Source organism: Bradyrhizobium sp. 190 (assembly GCF_023073415.1).
In the GTDB taxonomy this organism is placed as follows: Bacteria; Pseudomonadota; Alphaproteobacteria; order Rhizobiales; family Xanthobacteraceae; genus Bradyrhizobium.
In genome coordinates, this window is the sequence record NZ_JADPJL010000063.1 from 34,532 (window position 1) to 51,182 (window position 16,651).

At 61.1% G+C, this 16,651-nt stretch carries 14 protein-coding genes; 11 read left to right on the forward strand and 3 right to left on the reverse strand.

Annotated elements, in window-relative coordinates; translation table 11 throughout:
- The first annotated feature begins 146 nt into the window (after positions 1-146).
- The 5 genes from IVB22_RS31215 (at position 147) to IVB22_RS31235 (ending at position 6,132) form a co-directional block, all read left to right on the forward strand.
- Positions 147-1,643 carry an AMP-binding protein gene (locus IVB22_RS31215; protein ID WP_247521006.1) on the forward strand — a complete coding sequence of 499 codons (1,497 nt, stop codon included), beginning with the start codon at positions 147-149 and terminating at the stop codon, positions 1,641-1,643.
- Entirely contained in the window at positions 1,640-2,296 is a 657-nt protein-coding gene (locus tag IVB22_RS31220; protein WP_247521007.1) for a TetR/AcrR family transcriptional regulator, read from the forward strand. Before IVB22_RS31215 ends, IVB22_RS31220 begins: the two co-directional genes overlap by 4 nt.
- Positions 2,286-3,059 (forward strand): SDR family NAD(P)-dependent oxidoreductase, encoded by a 774-nt coding sequence (locus tag IVB22_RS31225; protein WP_247521008.1) that lies wholly within the window; start codon positions 2,286-2,288, stop codon positions 3,057-3,059. Before IVB22_RS31220 ends, IVB22_RS31225 begins: the two co-directional genes overlap by 11 nt.
- Positions 3,060-3,073: 14 nt before the next feature.
- Positions 3,074-4,984, forward strand: coding sequence for an NAD(P)/FAD-dependent oxidoreductase (locus IVB22_RS31230; protein ID WP_247521009.1), 1,911 nt, complete (start codon positions 3,074-3,076; stop codon positions 4,982-4,984).
- A gap of 545 nt (positions 4,985-5,529) precedes the next feature.
- Positions 5,530-6,132, forward strand: coding sequence for a hypothetical protein (locus IVB22_RS31235; RefSeq protein WP_247521010.1), 603 nt, complete (start codon positions 5,530-5,532; stop codon positions 6,130-6,132).
- A gap of 130 nt (positions 6,133-6,262) precedes the next feature.
- On the opposite strand, the gene IVB22_RS31240 is transcribed toward IVB22_RS31235, so the two are convergent.
- Positions 6,263-7,438, reverse strand: a complete 1,176-nt coding sequence (locus IVB22_RS31240; protein WP_247521011.1) for a phosphotransferase — start codon at positions 7,436-7,438, stop codon at positions 6,263-6,265.
- Positions 7,439-7,747: 309 nt separating this feature from the next.
- Between IVB22_RS31240 and IVB22_RS31245 the strand changes: the two genes are divergently transcribed.
- Positions 7,748-8,941 carry an ABC transporter substrate-binding protein gene (locus tag IVB22_RS31245; RefSeq protein WP_247521012.1) on the forward strand — a complete coding sequence of 398 codons (1,194 nt, stop codon included), beginning with the start codon at positions 7,748-7,750 and terminating at the stop codon, positions 8,939-8,941.
- A gap of 60 nt (positions 8,942-9,001) precedes the next feature.
- Here IVB22_RS31245 and IVB22_RS31250 read toward each other — a convergent pair whose 3' ends face one another.
- Together IVB22_RS31250 and IVB22_RS31255 are read right to left on the reverse strand one after the other, a co-directional pair.
- Positions 9,002-10,192: a CaiB/BaiF CoA-transferase family protein gene (locus tag IVB22_RS31250; protein ID WP_247521013.1), complete on the reverse strand. Its 1,191-nt coding sequence runs from the start codon at positions 10,190-10,192 to the stop codon at positions 9,002-9,004.
- 30 nt (positions 10,193-10,222) lie between these two features.
- Complete coding sequence (locus tag IVB22_RS31255; RefSeq protein WP_247521014.1) at positions 10,223-11,521, reverse strand: enoyl-CoA hydratase-related protein; 1,299 nt, start codon at positions 11,519-11,521, stop codon at positions 10,223-10,225.
- Between the two features lie 129 nt (positions 11,522-11,650).
- On the opposite strand from IVB22_RS31255, the gene IVB22_RS31260 reads away from it, so the two are divergent.
- The 5 genes from IVB22_RS31260 to IVB22_RS31280 all read left to right on the forward strand — a co-directional run bounded on the left by IVB22_RS31260 (position 11,651) and on the right by IVB22_RS31280 (position 16,649).
- A complete protein-coding gene (locus IVB22_RS31260) occupies positions 11,651-12,832 on the forward strand; it encodes an acyl-CoA dehydrogenase family protein (protein WP_247521015.1) in 1,182 nt (393 codons plus the stop codon).
- 103 nt (positions 12,833-12,935) lie between these two features.
- Positions 12,936-13,694 carry an SDR family oxidoreductase gene (locus IVB22_RS31265; RefSeq protein ID WP_247521016.1) on the forward strand — a complete coding sequence of 253 codons (759 nt, stop codon included), beginning with the start codon at positions 12,936-12,938 and terminating at the stop codon, positions 13,692-13,694.
- A gap of 15 nt (positions 13,695-13,709) precedes the next feature.
- Positions 13,710-14,504, forward strand: coding sequence for an enoyl-CoA hydratase-related protein (locus IVB22_RS31270; RefSeq protein ID WP_247521017.1), 795 nt, complete (start codon positions 13,710-13,712; stop codon positions 14,502-14,504).
- 46 nt (positions 14,505-14,550) lie between these two features.
- A complete protein-coding gene (locus IVB22_RS31275) occupies positions 14,551-15,480 on the forward strand; it encodes a 3-keto-5-aminohexanoate cleavage protein (protein WP_247521018.1) in 930 nt (309 codons plus the stop codon).
- 23 nt (positions 15,481-15,503) lie between these two features.
- Entirely contained in the window at positions 15,504-16,649 is a 1,146-nt protein-coding gene (locus IVB22_RS31280) for an acyl-CoA dehydrogenase family protein (RefSeq protein WP_247521019.1), read from the forward strand.
- Positions 16,650-16,651 lie beyond the last annotated feature (2 nt).

A 16,651-nucleotide genomic window follows, 5' to 3' on the forward strand; every position in this document is an offset into this window, starting at 1 on the left:
GTTCCCAAATCCCTGGCGGAGATCGTATCGCCTCCGTACTCACAAGGATTTCAGAGCAAGGGGGGTGACGTCAAGCCAAAGATGAATTACGACTCATAATTCATCTAGGGAGAAACGGACCCGGAAACCGGGCTTTTGGGCGGATAATGATCAATCTATCCAGCTTCATCGCGTTTCACGCCCGGCGGACGCCGGATCGCTGTGCGCTGAAATACCGCGGCGAGGACGTCTCCTATGTTGATTTCGACTCCCGCATCCGTCGGGTTGGCGGGTGGCTGGCTGGGCGTGGAATCGGCCCGGGCGACGTCGTTGCGGTGCTGATGAAGAACAGCACCGCCTTTCTCGAACTGGTATTTGCAACCAGCCACATCGGCGCTGTGTTTCTGCCGATCAACTATCGCCTCTCCGCCGATGAAGTCGGCTACATCGTCGGCAATTCCGGCGCGCGCATCCTGATTGCAGATGAAGAACTCGCGGGTATCGCTGCAGGCGGCGCGCCGGTGGTGCTGCTCGATAAAGCCGCACAAGCCGCCGCTACTCAGCTCGCGCCCGACATCGCGCCCGCCCCGATGCACGTCCGTCAACCGCGCGACCTGATGCGGCTGATGTACACGTCAGGCACGACCGATCGGCCCAAGGGCGTCATGCTCACTTACGAGAACCTGTACTGGAAGTCGGCCGACCAGACGCTCGTGCTCGGATTGAACGGCGACACGCGATTGCTGGTGGTCGGTCCGCTCTACCATGTCGGCGCTCTCGATCTGCCGGGCATCGCGGTGCTCTGGCACGGCGGCATGCTTTCCATCCACCGCAACTTCGAGCCTGAGCAGGCGCTCGCCGCCATCGAGACGGAGGAACTCAACGCCGCGTGGTTCGCACCCGTGATGACGACCGCGATCCTTACCTGCCCCACCCGCGACCGCTACGATGTCTCCAGCCTGCGCTGGGCGATCGGCGGTGGCGAGAAGACGCCGGAAATGCGCATCCGCGCCTTCTCCGATTATTTCAGAAACGCCCGCTACATCGACGCCTATGGGCTGACCGAGACCTGCGGCGGTGACACCTTCATGGAAGCCGGCCGCGAGATCGAGAAGATCGGCTCGACCGGCCGCGCCATCGCCCATGTCGAAATCGAAATCCGCGACGATGCCGGCAACCGGCTGCCGTCTGGCGAGAATGGCGAAATCTGTCTGCGCGGGCCCAAGGTTACTCAGGGCTACTGGAAGGATCCCGAGAAAACCGCGGCCGCGTTCTTCGGCGACTGGTTTCGTACCGGCGACGTCGGCTACCTCGATGAGGACGGCTTTCTCTACCTGACCGACCGCAAGAAGGACATGATCATTTCCGGCGGTGAGAATATCGCATCCTCCGAAGTCGAGCGCGTCATTTACGAACTGCCGCAGGTGCGCGAAGTCGCCGTTGTCGGCATATCAGACGCGCGCTGGGGCGAAAGGCCTGTCGCGGTTGTGGTGCTGGGGGATGGCGCCACGCTGGAGCTGCCCGATCTCGCCGATTACTGCCGCGCACGCCTCGCAGGCTTCAAGGTACCGAAGCAACTCATCATCCGCGACAGCCTGCCGCGCAACCCTTCAGGAAAAGTCCTCAAGCGCGTGCTGCGCGCCGAACTGGAATCCCACGCATGACGCAATCATCGCAAGCCGCACCGGGCAAGGTGACAAAACTCAATCGGGCCGAGCGCAACGCCTGGACCAAGCGCAACATCTTCGACGCCGCCACCAAGGTCGTCGGCAAAGTAGGTTATGCCGAGGCTTCGGTTGCCCGCATTACCGAGGAGGCCGGTGTCGCGCAGGGAACGTTCTACAATCACTTTGAAAATCGCCAGGAACTGCTCGATCAATTGCTGCCGAAGGTCGGCACCGACATGGTTTACTTCATCCGCGGGCGTACCGGAAGCGCACACGCGGCAAGGCAGGAAATCGAACGCTTCAGCGCTTTCTTCGATTTCATCCGTGAGGTGCCTGAATTCCTGCGCATCCTAAACGAAGCCGAATATTTCGCGCCGATCGGCTATCAGAAACACCTCGATAACATCGCGACCGCCTATGTCCGCATCCTCCGGCGTGCCCGCCATGCCGGCGCAATCGTGGATTACAGCGATGAGGAGTTCGAAGCTATCGTCCACATACTAATGGGCGCGCGCGGTTACCTGAGCCGTCGCTACTCCTATGTTGGCGGCAACGTCACCGCAGCGCCTGAGCATGTCATCTCTGCCTACCGAAAGCTGGTCACGCGCGGGCTGTTTACCTCGAGCAAAGGCAACAACCATGACCGCTGAGGGTATCGTCCTCGTCACCGGCGGCAGCCGCGGCATTGGCGCCGCCACTGCGACGCTGCTGGCCGAACAGGGCCGGCGCGTGGTGATATCAGACATCGCGCCGGAGCCGCTGGCTGGAACGCAAGTCGTCCTGTGGCCGGCCCCCTTCGACGTCGCAAACGAAAGCGCCGTCGTCAGCGGCATCGACGACATCGAGGCCGCACATGGACCAATTACGGGGCTGGTCAACGCCGCCGGCGTCTTCGGCAAGATGCACCGGATCGAGCGCGTGCGGATGGATCAATGGGACCGCGAGGTCAACATCGATCTGCGTGGCACCTTTCTGGTCGCCCGCAGCGTCGGGGTGAAGATGGCCGAGCGCCGGCATGGCGCGATCGTCAACGTTGCCTCCGTTGCCGGCATGACGTCAGGTCCGATCCATGCCTATACCGCCGCGAAAGCCGGCGTCATCCAGATCACGCAGACGCTGGCCGCCGAATGGGGCCGCAGCGGCGTGCGCGTCAATGCGGTCTCGCCGGGCTTTACGCGCACCGTCATGCTTGAAGCCGGTATTGCCTCCGGCGCACTGAACAAGAAATGGCTGGAAAGTCCGACCGCGATGAACCGGCTGGTGGAGCCGGTCGAGGTCGCGCACGCAATCGCCTGGCTGCTTTCGCCACTGAGCAGTGGCGTCACCGGGATCAACCTGCCGGTCGACGCGGGATATATCGCGGGCACCACATGGGCCGCCTATGGCGGCCTACCGGAAGCACCAATCGCATAAACGAGGACATCAGCATGAATATCGAGCTATCGCGCAAGAAACTCGATCTGTCTTCGGCCATCGCCGAGGGCGACATCCGCGTGCTGTTGATGGTGCTGGTCCATATGACCGGCGACGAGCGCTGGCTAGAGCCGCCCTACAGGCCCAAGCGCGACGTGCGCCTGATTCCAGATCCGCAAGCCGGCATGCCCCAGGAAATCCAAGCCGAAATCCGCGCCGCCGTTCTGAAACTGTTCGCAAACGGCGAACCAAAGCCCGTCATCACCGACCCCGGTGACGAATTGATGCTGAAGATGATGCGCGCCACGCTTGGCGAAAGCGTCGCGCCGGAGTATGCGCCGCTGATGCGCGAAGAAATGGGTTTCATTCCCCGGGAGGCGCGCTGGACCAAACCGCCATCGAACGAGAAGTTGACGCAGCAACATGTCTTGATCGTCGGCGCCGGCGTCTGCGCCGTCGCGTTGGGTGTTGCCCTTGGCCGGCTCGGCATCCCCTACACCATCGTCGAGAAGAACGACGAACTCGGCGGCACCTGGTATGTCAACCGCTATCCCGGCTGCGGCGTCGATACGCCGAACCATTCCTATTCCTTCTCGTTCGGCGCGCGCAACCCGTGGACGCGTTATTTCGCCCAGCGCCAGGAGCTGCTCGACTACCTCAAGAAGGTCGCGCTCGAATACGACATCCGGAAACATCTGCGTCTCAACACCGAACTGAAATCGTCGCACTGGGACGAGAACAAGCGGCGCTGGATCTCCAAATTGAAGACCGCCAATGGCGAGGAGATCTTTGAATCGAGCACGCTGGTCAGCGCCATCGGCCAACTCAACGACCCCTCACCCGCGCACTTCAAGGGCGAGGAGGATTTCAAGGGTGAGATGCTGCACTCAGCCTTGTGGACCGACGACGTCAAGCTCGACGGCAAACATGTCGCCGTCATCGGCACCGGCGCAACCGCGATGCAGCTGGTGCCGTCGATCGCTGACCGCGTCGCGTCGGTCACCGTCTACCAACGCACCGCGCAATGGGCGCGCCCGGTGGCAGGCTATTCCGACCCCATCAGCGAAGGCGCACGGTGGCTGCTCGCAAACCTGCCGTTCTACGTGCAGTGGTATCGCTTCAATATGTTCTGGCGCTACGGCGACGGCCTGTTGCCGTTCCTCCGCAAGGACCCGGAATGGCCGCATCCCGAGCGCGCCGTGAATAAGGGCAACGACCGGCATCGCGAGGAGCTGACGGATTTCATCCTGTCCGAATTGAAGGACCGTCCCGACCTGATCGAGAAATGCGTCCCGACCTATCCGCCCTATGGCAAGCGCATCCTGCTCGACAACAACTGGTTCAAGACGCTGACGAAGCCGAATGTCGAACTGGTCACCGACAAGATCGATCATTTCGCAGCGAACGGCATCGTTGCTTCGGACGGCAAGTTGCGGCCGGCCGATGTCATCGTGATTTCGACGGGATTCAAGGTCACGGAGATGGCGGCACGTCTCAACATCAGCGGGCGTGACGGCAAGAATCTTAGGGTGGCCTGGGCCAACGACAACCCGACAGCCTATCTCGGTCTCACCGTGCCGGACTTTCCGAACTTCTTCGTGATGCTCGGTCCCAATTCAGGCCCCGCGCATGGCGGCAGCGTGATCTTCCAGTCGGAATGCCAGAGCCGCTACATCTCCACTTGCCTCGTCGAAATGATGGAGCGTGATATCGCCGCCATCGATGTTCGCTCCGAAGCGCACGATCAATACATCCGAAAAGTGGATGCCGAGCACGAGCAACTGATCTGGACTCATCCCGGCATGACAACTTACTACCGCAACGGCCAGGGCCGGGTTTTCTCGGCGATGCCATGGCGATTTGTGGATTACTGGGCCATGACCCACGATCCCGATTTACGTGATTACCGCCAGACCAAGCTCTGACATTTGTTCCCAGCGGAACCGGTGCATGAGTGCCTATGGGATAGCTTGACACCAGCCCGTATCTGCCGCAGCATTTCGGTGCTGCACCTGTTGGAGCACGGAGCGGGTGGCTCCCCACTTCGCAGGCATTGACGCCCCCGGTCAGATGATCAAGGCGACACGCAGCGGGTGCGGACGAAAGTCCGTCGGCCAACTCTTGAGGAGGAGCATGACGCCACCGGATCAGTCTGGTGACCTTGCTCATCGCAAGGTCCAGGTGCGGTCGAGGTCATAAGCAGCTGCCAGCCTCGTTGCGCCTTCAACAATTCGAACATATACGCGGGACTGGAGCGCAAAGGCCACGCGCTGTCGGATCCTGAGATACATACTGGTGTCTACCAGAAACCCTTCGCCTATAACGAAGATGTAGGGCCCCGCGATGCTCTCATGCACCGGGGCCCATTCGTTTTCGGAATATCAAAACCTTCGGAATAACAAAGCCGCGCCGCATGGTTCCATGCTCTGTTCGGATCGGTGATACCGATCTGATCGAACAAGGACACGCCATGGAAGGAGCGCGCGTACGGATCTACACCGATTACAAAAGCCCCTATGCGTTCGTCGCCGACAAGCGGCTGTTCGAACTCGAGGAAATCTGTGACGCCGAATTGGAATGGCTGCCCTACACGCTGCGCATTCCAGAATTCATGGGCACGGTGGAAGAGCGCACACCACATTTCTGGCGCAAGGTGCGCTACGCCTATATGGACGCTCGCCGCTACGCCAATGCGCAGGGCCTCACCATGGAGGGGCCGCGGCGACGCTTTCTATTCCAGCGCCGGCATCAAAATCAGCTTGATCATCTAACGATTTCAAGGCGCATTTGGAGAAAACGGCCAAAACGCTCTCTGGCAATTCCAATAGCTTGGCAGCCATTTCCAAAATATGGAAGCAGTCGCTGCAGGAAGAAGCAGTCCGAAAAAATCTGGGCGGCGGGTTCCGCCCACACGCTCAAGAGCTTCGGTGTCGAGGGGATCAGCATCGACGCTCTTCTTGCGTTTGCGATGCGCGACCCACAGGCAACCGACTGTTCCAACTCTGCCTTCGCTGCAAATGCGTCGAGCTTGGCGCCATTAAGATCGACACCTGTCACCGGTGCCCCAGGTTGATCGCCAAGCTCGTTATCGCCGGCCTGCCCCCTGCGCCGCCGCGGTAACGACAATCGCTTTTTCGTTCCAATGACATCACTTCTTGCGTGGATACTCTTTCCGGCATTCCTGACCCGCTGAAATCAGCATCCTATAGACTGTCGATCGAATCCAGATCCGCCATCGCAGTCGTTATTCGTTCGATCATAATCAGCGTCGTCTCCTCGGGCTGCATGTTCGGCAGCAATGGGGAGTGACACAGCGTAATCGTCCACATCAGGAGCGCGTGCACCATCTGCTCCCTGTAATGTCGAAAACTCTCGTCAAAATCCGGCCTTGAGCCCGTGAGTTCGGTAAATCGTTCGAGATAGCGAACCAGCAGATCCTTCTCCCACATGCGGCGATCGGCCGGCGTCAGCGCCGCTGTCACCGCGTAGGCAAAGTCCCGTGACCAATGGCCGCGCGACAGGCACTGCCAGTCGCACAAACCCATCTTTCCCGCCGCTGTCCGGTACCAGTTTCCGATGTGCACATCGGAGTGGATCAGGCCCTGCCCCTCGCCTTCGTGGACGGCAAGTGCGCGCATTGCCGCCGGCCACACCGCATCGCGTTGCGCCATTACCTTCCCTGGAATAACGTGCGAGGCAGCCTCGAATGCCTTTCGGGTGTAATACTCCAGGCTCATCTTTTCGGCGCCGATCGTGAACCACCTCGGATAGCCGGCAACCCAGCGATATCGCGTCGCAAGCTCGCGATCGCCGTGAAAGCGCGCATGCAGCGCGGCCAGCACATCAATCATGTCATCCGCCATCTCGCGGGTGACATAGGTCCGGTGATTGCAGAATGTCGCGGACTTTGTCGCGACCAGATCTTCCAGCAGCAGAATCGATGCAAATGTCCGGCGGTCGAATGCGGCGTGGTAACCCAGCGGCGCCTCGATCTGCAGCAATGACCGAAGCTGCGTGAAGAACTGACCCTCCACCCGCGCCGTGCCGTTGAAGCCGCCGATCATGCGCGTGACGACGCTCGGCAGCGACTTCGTGAAGATCGAACCGGGCAAGCCGGCGCGACGACCTGCTTCGTTGTAGCTGACGATCAGCCGGTGCCGCTCGTGCGTTCCAGCACTGGCTGGCTTGATCTCGACCGCCACGACCGCAGCGCCCGGGTGGCTTTCGCAAAGTACGGCCGTCAGCCATTCGGGCGTGATCGCGTTCGGCGCGCAAGGCACGTCGTCACGTTGCCGCGCCTTCGGCCTGATGAGGCGCTCAAACGCAACGCGTCCTCCGATTCTCAGCGCGGCCAAAGCCGTCGTGCTTGATGCACCCATCATCCCTCCTCCGGCCGACAGCATCGCCATCCAGCCCGCATTCTGCTTGGCCCGCAAAACGACAGTCGATTTAAATTAGTACGCTTTAGTACGATCTGTATCATGACCGGATCGACAGTCAAAGCTCCGACCACCTCGACGCGAGATAATCGTCGATTGCCTTCTCTTTGCGGCGCAACAAACCACACCCGCGAATTCCGCTTGGGATAGCACAGTGTTATAGTATATGATACACTGGTGTACGGACGGAGGAGCCGCATTCGGGCGCCGTCCATGAACGGAAAATAAAATCGGCATCGGAGGGGAAGCATGAAGTTCTCAACACTGAGCATCGTCTCGACTCTGCTAATGGGCGGCTTCGCAGTCGAAGCCGTGGCGGCTGAAAAGAAGTACGGCCCGGGCGTTACCGACACCGAAATCAAGATAGGCCAGACCGTGCCCTACAGCGGACCGGCCTCGGCCTTTTCGAGCTATGGCCGCGTCATGACCGGCTATTTCCAGATGCTGAACGAGAAAGGCGGCATCAACGGCAGGAAGGTGAATTTGATTTCGCTCGACAATGCGTTCAGCCCGCCGAAGGCCATCGAACAGACCCGCAAGCTGGTCGAAAACGACGAAGTTCTCGCGGAAGTCGGCACCGTCGGCACCGTCCCCAACATCGCCGTTCAGAAGTATCTCAACCAGAACAAGGTTCCTCACGTCTTCATCTCGGCCGGCGGCCGGCGGTTCAACGATCCCCAGAACTTCCCCTGGACGGTGCCGTTCTATCCGCCGTTCGAAATGGAAGGTGCCACCTTCGGACAATTCATCCTCAAGAAGATGCCGAATGCAAAGATCGCCGTCCTCTATCAGAACGACGACTACGGAAAGGACTATCTTGCAGGCTTCAAACGAGGACTGGGAACCGGCACCGCAAAGATCGTCGCGGAAGCCACGTACGAGATCAGCTACCCCACCGTCGATTCCGAGATGATCCAGCTCAAAACCTCTGGCGCCGATACGCTGATCCTTTTCACGACGCCAAAATTCGCCGCCCAGGCCATCAAGAAGGCAAACGAGCTGAACTGGAAGCCGACGCAGCTCTTGGCCAGTCCGGTGAACTCGGTGCAGGGCGTGCTGACACCTGCCGGGCTGGAGAACGTTCAGGGCGCCTTCACGACGCAGTTCACAAAGCAGGCCGGTGATCCCGCCTGGGCACAGGATCCAGAGGTCGTCGACTATATCGCCTTCATGAAGAAGTGGGCGCCGAATGACAGTCCGAACGATTTCATTGCGCTCTCGGGTTACGTCAACGCGCAGGCCATCGCGCTGGGGCTGAAGCGCTGCGGCGACAACCTGACGCGGGAAAACCTGCTGGCCCAGGCGACGACCTTCAACAAGGAACGGATCGGCATGCTGCTTCCGGGGATCGAGCTGACCAATTCGAAGGAGAACTACGCCCCCTATCGCACACTGCGCATGGCCGTCTTCGAGAAGACGTCATGGAAGCTGCTCGAGGAATGATTGCAGTGCCGAGGGCGGGACCCGGAGCGTCTCGCCCTCGATCGATCGACCGCCGCCCGCTTAGCCGATCACTTGCTCGCGGCGCAATTCGTCGATGGCTGCCGGCGACAGGCCTGTCTCCCGCAGGATCTCGTCGGTATGTTGTCCCGGCATCGGCGGCGGCAGGCCTGCGCTGCGTTCCTCCCCGACGAACGTCACGGGGTGACCCACGCAGTGGAGACGACCGGCTGCGGCGTGATCGTACTGCATGATTAGCGCATTCGCCCTGGTGTGCGGATGCGCTAGAAGTTGAGCGATCGTATTGATCGGCGAACAGGGAATGCCGACCTCGTTGAGCGCCGTATTCCACTGCTCGACCGTTCGCGACGCGATCGCTAACTGCACATGACCCAGCGTTTCGGCGCGATGGACGACACGGTCGGCATTGGTGCGAAACCTGGGGTCGTCGACGATCGCATTCAGGCCCGCCACCGCGCAGAACTTGCGCCAGAGATTGTCGTTGGCCACGCCGATCATGATCGGTCCATCGGACGCCTCGAACGCCTGGTAGGGACAGAGCGATTCATGGCTGGAGCCGCATTTGGCGGGCTGCACCCCGCGCTCCCAGAAGGTCTGCAGATTGTAGCCCAAAAGCCCGAGCGCGGTGTCGAACAAAGACACTTGTATGGATGCCCCCTTGCCCGACTTCTCTCGCGCCAGCAGGCAGGCCAAAATGCCACTGAAGGCGTGCACGCCCGTCATCTGGTCAATCGGCGAAATCGGGCTTCGGATGTAACCGCCACCCTCATCCCCCGTCATCGACATGATGCCGCTGAAAGCCTGCAGAATCACATCGTAGCCCGGTGAATTCTTCAGCGGCCCGGAACGGCCAAATCCGGAGATGCTGCAATGGATCAGCCGGTCGTTCAGCGCGCGAAGACTGTCGGCGTCGATCGCCAGCCGTTCGGCGACGCCCGTGCCAAAACTCTCGATCGCAACATCGGCCGATCGTGCAAGTTCGTGGACGAGCGCACGCCCCTTCTCCGATTTCATGTTGATCGCAATGCTGCGCTTGTTGCGGTTGGCGCTCAGGAATACCGTACCCAGCCCCGGCGCTGGAAAGGGCGGCCATCCGCGCGTCTCGTCGCCCTGCCCGACCGCCTCGACCTTGATCACTTCTGCACCGAGGTCGCCGAGATACTGGGCGCAGAGCGGGCCGGCGAGAACCTTCGAAAGATCAAGAACCCTGACACCATCGAGCGGCTTTGCCACGATTTCTCTCCTTTCGGGTGCGCGCTTCGCCTAACCAACTCCGGCGGCCAACAAGCCACCGAGGTAAGCGGGAAAGCCTTCCTTTGTTACGAGCAGGTAATCGGCGGCCCGGCGCTCAGCCTCGTCAAGCTGGGACCGCCAGCCTGCCGCCACGTCTTCAGCCTCAGCGAGGCGAGCGCGCAGGAGCTCCTTCCCCCACGTCTTCGGCTCGTCGTCGAACCAATAGCTTGAACCCGAGATCCGACCATCAAAGACAGGCTTCTGCGCCTGGTCGATACCAAATCCCGCCCGCGCGAAGGATTGCGAGAGCTCTTCGCCTCTTTCCGATTGGACACCCAGTACGCGTGAGATCGCCGCGACAGCATCGACGACCCTGGGATTCATCCCGTTCTTTTTCAGCCGCTCATAGTCGAGCCTTCCAAGGAACAGCGTGCGGATCATGTTGCGGGGCTCCCGCCGCTGGATCAGCTTTGCAAAGATGTTCATCTCAGTCCGGATCGCAGCGTCGAAGCTTTGCGGAAGTCCCTGTTCGACGCAGTCGAGAATGGCGAGCGGCGCGGGATAGTGCCCCAGTGTCTCGGCCAGAACGCTCGCGCGCCGTTGTCCGATCTGCGCCGCGAAACGTTCTGCATCCTTTGCGCGCCAGTCGGGCCAGTCCCATGGCTGCGTGGCAGGCGGGCGCGACAATACCCAACGCTCCGCAGCCGCCACCTCCTCGCCCGGCGCCACCAATGCGTCCGCAAGGCCGACCGCGATAGCTGCCGCGCCGCCAATCCTGGCACCGTCGAGCAGAACCGGCAGTGCCGCCTCGACGCCGATCAGGCGCGGAAGGCGCTGGGTCCCTCCTCCTCCCGGCAACAATCCCACCAGCGATTCGGGCAGGCCAAACATGCTCTGCGGCTGATCGGTGATGACCCTGTAATGCGCCGCAAGCGCGAATTCGGCGCCGCCTCCCAGCGCCAATCCCGCGATCGCTACCGCGATCGGCTTGCCCGCGGTTTCGAGCTTGCGCAATCCCCGGCTCAGCCGGAAGAAATGATCGAACGCGACGCGGTCGCGTTCGGCCGCGGGCGCCGCCATGATCATATCGTAGGCGGTCTCCAGCTCGGCCAGATCGGCGCCGGCGCAGAACGCGGAAGCCTTGCCGGAGCGGATGACAACGCCCGCCACGTCACTTTGCGGCAGCCAGTCGGCAAACCTGCCGAGTTCCTCGATCGCTGCGTTCGAGAAGACGTTCATCGAACGGCCGGGCATGTCGAAGACCAGGTGAACGACCCCGCTCAGTGACCGTTCGGTCCGAAATTGCTTCAGCTCCGGCGCTCCCGGCATCGTTTCCTCGTTGCTTAAGTTACCGTTCGTTGGTGTACTATCGTGCTTGCGCAACGCCAGCCTTGCGTTGTATACCCATCCCAAAGATAGTACACTAGCAAACTAAATCAGACAGGACGCGTTTTGACAATGATCGAGCGCACGATCTTTCGCGAAGAGCATGAAATTTTCCGGGAAACGGTCCGGCGCTTCGTCGATCGCGAGATCGTGCCCTTCCACGCCAAATGGGAAGAGGACGGCATCGTTCCGCGTGACCTGTGGCTGAAGGCCGGCGCCGCCGGCCTGCTCTGCTGCACCGTCCCTGAGGAATATGGCGGGATGGGGCTCGATTACCTCTTTGACGTCGTTGTCTTCGAGGAGTTGTGGCGGTCCGGCGCCAGCGGGCCTGGCTTTCTGATCCATACCGACCTGGTGGCGACGTATCTTCTGTCCTTCGGCACCGAGGCGCAAAAGCGCACATGGCTGCCCAGGATGGTCTCGGGCGAAGCGATCGGATCGCTCGGCATGACCGAGCCTCATGCCGGCAGCGACCTCAAGGCGATCCGGACCCGCGCCGTGCGCGACGGTGACGACTTTGTCATCAACGGCCAGAAGGTCTTCATTTCCAACGGCCAGCTTTGCGACTTCGTCGTATTGGCGACCAAGACCGACAGCCATGCCGGGGCAAAAGGGGTTACGCTGTTCATCGTCGAGAGCGACCGGCCTGGCTTCAAGCGTGGCCGGAATCTGGAAAAGCTCGGCATGAAGGCGCAGGATACGTCGGAACTGTTCTTCGACAATGTCCGCATTCCCGCAAGCAACCTGCTGGGCAAGGAAGGCAAGGGATTCGCTCAGATGATGACCAAGCTGTCGCAGGAGCGCCTCGCCCAGGCGATCCGTTCGGCTGTTGTCACCGAGACGGTGATCGACTGGACGTTGCAATATACGGCCGAGCGCAGCGCGTTCGGTCAGAAGATTGCCGATTTCCAGAACACCCAGTTCAAGCTGGCCGATCTCAGGACCAAGGCGGCCGTCGCACGCGTCTTTACCGACAAATGCATCTCGCTTTTCATGGAAGGCAAGCTCGATCCCGTGGACGCCGCGATGGCAAAAATGTTCACCTCCGAGCTTCACTGCGAAACGGTGGATGAATGTCTGCAGCTATTCGGCGGCTGGGGATATATGTGGGAGTATCCGATTGCGCGGGCCTACGCGGATGCGCGGATCGTAAAAATCGCCGGAGGTTCGATCGAAATCATGAAGACGATCATCGCGCGGCAGATGTATTCGCATCACGGATTTACGCTGCAGAAGAACGGCGCGGTCTCGTGAGCTGAGCGCCGCTGGTGCGCGCTGAGACACCGGCAGCGCCATATTTCGGCTTGATCGGGCCACGCGCGCCAACAACAATGACAAACGACAAGGGAGATTTGCGTTGAAGGGCCTATCTGGAAAAGTCGCCGTGGTCACCGGCGGAGGACAAGGAATCGGTCGCGGGCTGACGCTGCGTCTCGCCGAAGAAGGCTGCAAGGTCGCAGTGTTCGACATCAACCCGCAAGCCGGCGAGGAAACCGCAAAGCTCGCGCCGCAGGCGGTCATCAAGACCTATGCGGTGGATGTCGGAGATGCCTCCTCCGTCGGCGACGCGGTAGCGAAGGTCGAAGCCGATCTCGGCCCGATCTGGCTCCTGGTCAACAATGCCGGTTGGGACCGGCCGATGCCGTTCCTGAAGACGGACAAGGACCTCTGGGACAAGATCATCCGCATCAACCTCTATGGACCGCTCAACACCCACAAGGCGGTTGCTCCACTGATGGCCGAACGCGGTGGCGGGCGAATTGTCAACATCGCCTCCGATGCGGCGCGGGTCGGAACCAGTGACGAGGCCGTCTATTCCGCCTGCAAGGGCGGGCTGATCTCCTTCACCAAATCGCTGGCCCGCGAGCTGGCGCGCAAGAACGTCCTGCTCAACGCCATCTGCCCGGGTCCGACCAACACGCCGATGATGGCCACCGTCCTTGGCGAGGGCGAGCAAGCCGTTAAATGGAAGGACGCGATGGTCAGGGGAATCCCACTGCGGCGAATGGGCGAGCCCGAGGACTATGGCGGGATCGTTGCCATGCTCGCTTCCGACGATGGAAAATATATCACCGGACAGACCATTTCCGTCTCCGGCGGAATGAACATGATCTAAGCGCGAGGAAACGCCATGACCGATCCCAAGCAGTTCACCGACGTCATCTATGAAGTTCGCGACCGCGCGGCGTGGATCATCATTAACCGTCCAAAAGTGTACAACGCGTTCCGCGGACAGACATTGGAGGAACTGATCCAGGCCTTCCATCTCGCAGCCAACGATCGGCAGGTCGCGAGCATCGTCCTGACCGGCGCCGGCGAAAAGGCCTTCTGCACCGGAGGCGATCAATCGGCGCATGAGGGCCAGTATGACGGCCGCGGCGTGGTGGGACTGCCGATCGACGAACTGCAGGGACTGATCCGCGACGTTCCGAAGCCGGTGATCGCCCGCGTCAACGGTTTCGCCATTGGTGGCGGCAACGTGCTCGCCACGCTCTGCGACCTTACCATTGCGGCCGACACCGCCCAGTTCGGACAGGTTGGTCCGAAAGTCGGATCGGTCGACGCCGGCTGGGGTACGGCCTTTCTTGCGCGCCACGTCGGCGACAAGAAGGCCCGCGAGATCTGGTTCATCAACGATCGCTACACCGCCGAGCAGGCGCGCGAAATGGGCCTGGTCAACAAGGTCGTGCCGGCGGCAGAGCTCGACGCTGCCGTGAAGGACTGGACCGACAAGCTGGCGCAGCGGTCGCCGACCGCGATTGCGCTCGCCAAGCGGTCCTTCAACGCCGATTCAGACAACATCCGCGGCATCAGCAACTTCGCCCTTCACGCGGTGAAAATGTTCTACGACACCGCCGAATCAAAGGAAGGCGTCTCGGCGTTCAACGAGAAGCGCGAACCGAACTTCCACAAGTTCGTGACCTGACGATTACCGTCTGTCACGCATCGGCTTGCAAGCTGAGAGAGGGATCATGGCGTCGTACAAGGTCATCATTTCCTGCGCGGTAACCGGATCGATCCACACGCCCTCGATGTCGCCGTATCTGCCGGTAACGCCGGCCGAGATCGCCGAGTCCGCCCTGGGCGCCGCGCAGGCGGGAGCGGCGATCGTTCACCTTCACGCGCGCAATCCGGTCGATGGGCGGCCGGATCAATCGCCGGAGGCTTTTGAGCCGTTCCTGCGCATCATCAAGCAGAGCTCCAACGTTGTCGTGAACCTGACGACCGGCGGCTCGCCCTATATGACCGTCGAGGAGCGTGTGCGGCCGGCGGCGACCTGGAAGCCGGAGGTCGCGAGCCTCAACATGGGGTCGATGAATTTCGGCTTGTTCCCGATGCTCAAACGCTACAAGTCGTTCAAGCACGACTGGGAGCCGCAGATGCTGGAGGGCTCCCACGATCTCGTCTTCCGCAACTCCTTCAAAGATATCCGCTACGCGCTGGAGACGCTGAACGGCTCGGGCGCGCGCTACGAGTTTGAATGCTACGACACCAGCCATCTCTATAACCTGCACTATTTCTGGACCGAAGGCCTCGTCAAGGCGCCGCTGTTCATCCAGACATGCTTCGGGCTGCTCGGCGGCATCGGCGCACACCCGGATGACGTGATGCACATGAAGCGTACGGCCGACCGCCTGTTCGGCGACAACTACCGCTGGTCGGTTCTCGGCGCCGGCCGCGCCCAGATGCAGGTCGCCGCCATGGCGGCGGCGATGGGCGGCAACGTCCGGGTCGGGCTCGAGGACAGTCTGTGGATCGGCGCGGGCCGCCTCGCCCAGACCAATGCCGAACAGGTGACGCAGGTCCGCAAGATCATCGAAGGCCTGGGGCTCGAGATCGCCAGCCCGGACGAGGCACGCGAAATTCTCCAGCTCAAGGGCGGCGACAAGGTTGCCTTCTAGCTTTCAACCGACGGCACAAAAACATGCTGCACAATCGCCCAGTATTCGATGAAGAGCACGCACTGTTGCGCGAAAGCGTACGCCGCTTTGCGGCAACTAAGATACAGCCGCACTTTCGGGAATGGGAAAAAGCAGGGATCATTGACCGCTCGCTCTGGCCGGCAGCCGGCGAGGCGGGCCTGCTCTGCCCCCAGGTGCCGGAGCAGTATGGCGGCATCGGCGGTGATTTCCGTCACAACGCCATTGTCATCGAAGAGCTTGCCTATTCCGGGTTTGCGGGACCTGCGACCGACTTTTCAGTGCATAGCGACGTCTGCTGCGGTTATCTGCTGCATTACGGCACTGAGGACCAGAAGAAGAAATGGCTGCCGCGCATGGTCGCCGGCGAGACCGTGTGCGCCATCGCGATGACCGAGCCCGGCACCGGCAGCGACCTGCAGGGCATTCGCACGCGCGCGATCCGCGACGGCGACGAATACGTCATCTCCGGCCAGAAGACGTTCATCTCGAACGGACAGATGTGCGATCTCGTCATCGTGGTCGTCAGGACCAACCCGGACGGCGGGTCGCGCGGGATGAGCCTCATTCTGGTCGAGACCGAGCGCGAAGGCTTTCGCCATGGCCGCAACCTCGACAAGCTCGGCCATCTCTCCTCCGATACGTCAGAACTGTTCTTCGATCAGGTTCGAGTTCCCGTCAGCAACCTCCTCGGATCGGAAGGCGGAGCCATGGCCGCGCTGATGAGCGAGTTGCCGCAGGAGCGCCTGACGATCGCGCTTCACTCGATCGCCTCCGCACAAAAGGCGTTCGACATCACCAAGGATTATGTCGGAGAGCGCAAGGCGTTCGGGCAAGCTATCGGAACTTTTCAGAACACGCGCTTCAGGCTGGCCGATCTCAAGGCCGATCTTGCGGTCGGATGGGCCTATGTGGATCAGTGCCTAGCCCAACATGTTCGCGGGGAACTCACGACCTATGCCGCCTCGACCGCAAAGTTATGGACTACCGAGATGCACGGAAGGCTGGTCGATCAGTGCCTGCAGTTCTTCGGCGGTTACGGCTTTATGCGCGAATACGAGATTTGCCGCCTGTTTGCGGATGCGCGGGTGCTGCGCATCTATGGCGGGACGTCGGAAATCATGCGCGAGCTGATTTCGCGCAACCTCTGACG

Bases quoted from the DNA above. Each gene is read 5' to 3' on its own strand.
- IVB22_RS31220 (WP_247521007.1), top strand. From the start codon at position 1,640: ATGACGCAATCATCGCAAGCCGCACCGGGCAAGGTGACAAAACTCAAT.
- IVB22_RS31245 (WP_247521012.1), top strand. From the start codon at position 7,748: ATGAAGTTCTCAACACTGAGCATCGTCTCGACTCTGCTAATGGGCGGC.
- IVB22_RS31270 (WP_247521017.1), top strand. From the start codon at position 13,710: ATGACCGATCCCAAGCAGTTCACCGACGTCATCTATGAAGTTCGCGAC.
- IVB22_RS31235 (WP_247521010.1), top strand. From the start codon at position 5,530: ATGGAAGGAGCGCGCGTACGGATCTACACCGATTACAAAAGCCCCTAT.
- IVB22_RS31280 (WP_247521019.1), top strand. From the start codon at position 15,504: ATGCTGCACAATCGCCCAGTATTCGATGAAGAGCACGCACTGTTGCGC.
- IVB22_RS31215 (WP_247521006.1), top strand. From the start codon at position 147: ATGATCAATCTATCCAGCTTCATCGCGTTTCACGCCCGGCGGACGCCG.
- IVB22_RS31240 (WP_247521011.1), bottom strand. From the start codon at position 7,438: ATGGGTGCATCAAGCACGACGGCTTTGGCCGCGCTGAGAATCGGAGGA.
- IVB22_RS31225 (WP_247521008.1), top strand. From the start codon at position 2,286: ATGACCGCTGAGGGTATCGTCCTCGTCACCGGCGGCAGCCGCGGCATT.
- IVB22_RS31275 (WP_247521018.1), top strand. From the start codon at position 14,551: ATGGCGTCGTACAAGGTCATCATTTCCTGCGCGGTAACCGGATCGATC.
- IVB22_RS31230 (WP_247521009.1), top strand. From the start codon at position 3,074: ATGAATATCGAGCTATCGCGCAAGAAACTCGATCTGTCTTCGGCCATC.
- IVB22_RS31255 (WP_247521014.1), bottom strand. From the start codon at position 11,521: ATGCCGGGAGCGCCGGAGCTGAAGCAATTTCGGACCGAACGGTCACTG.
- IVB22_RS31260 (WP_247521015.1), top strand. From the start codon at position 11,651: ATGATCGAGCGCACGATCTTTCGCGAAGAGCATGAAATTTTCCGGGAA.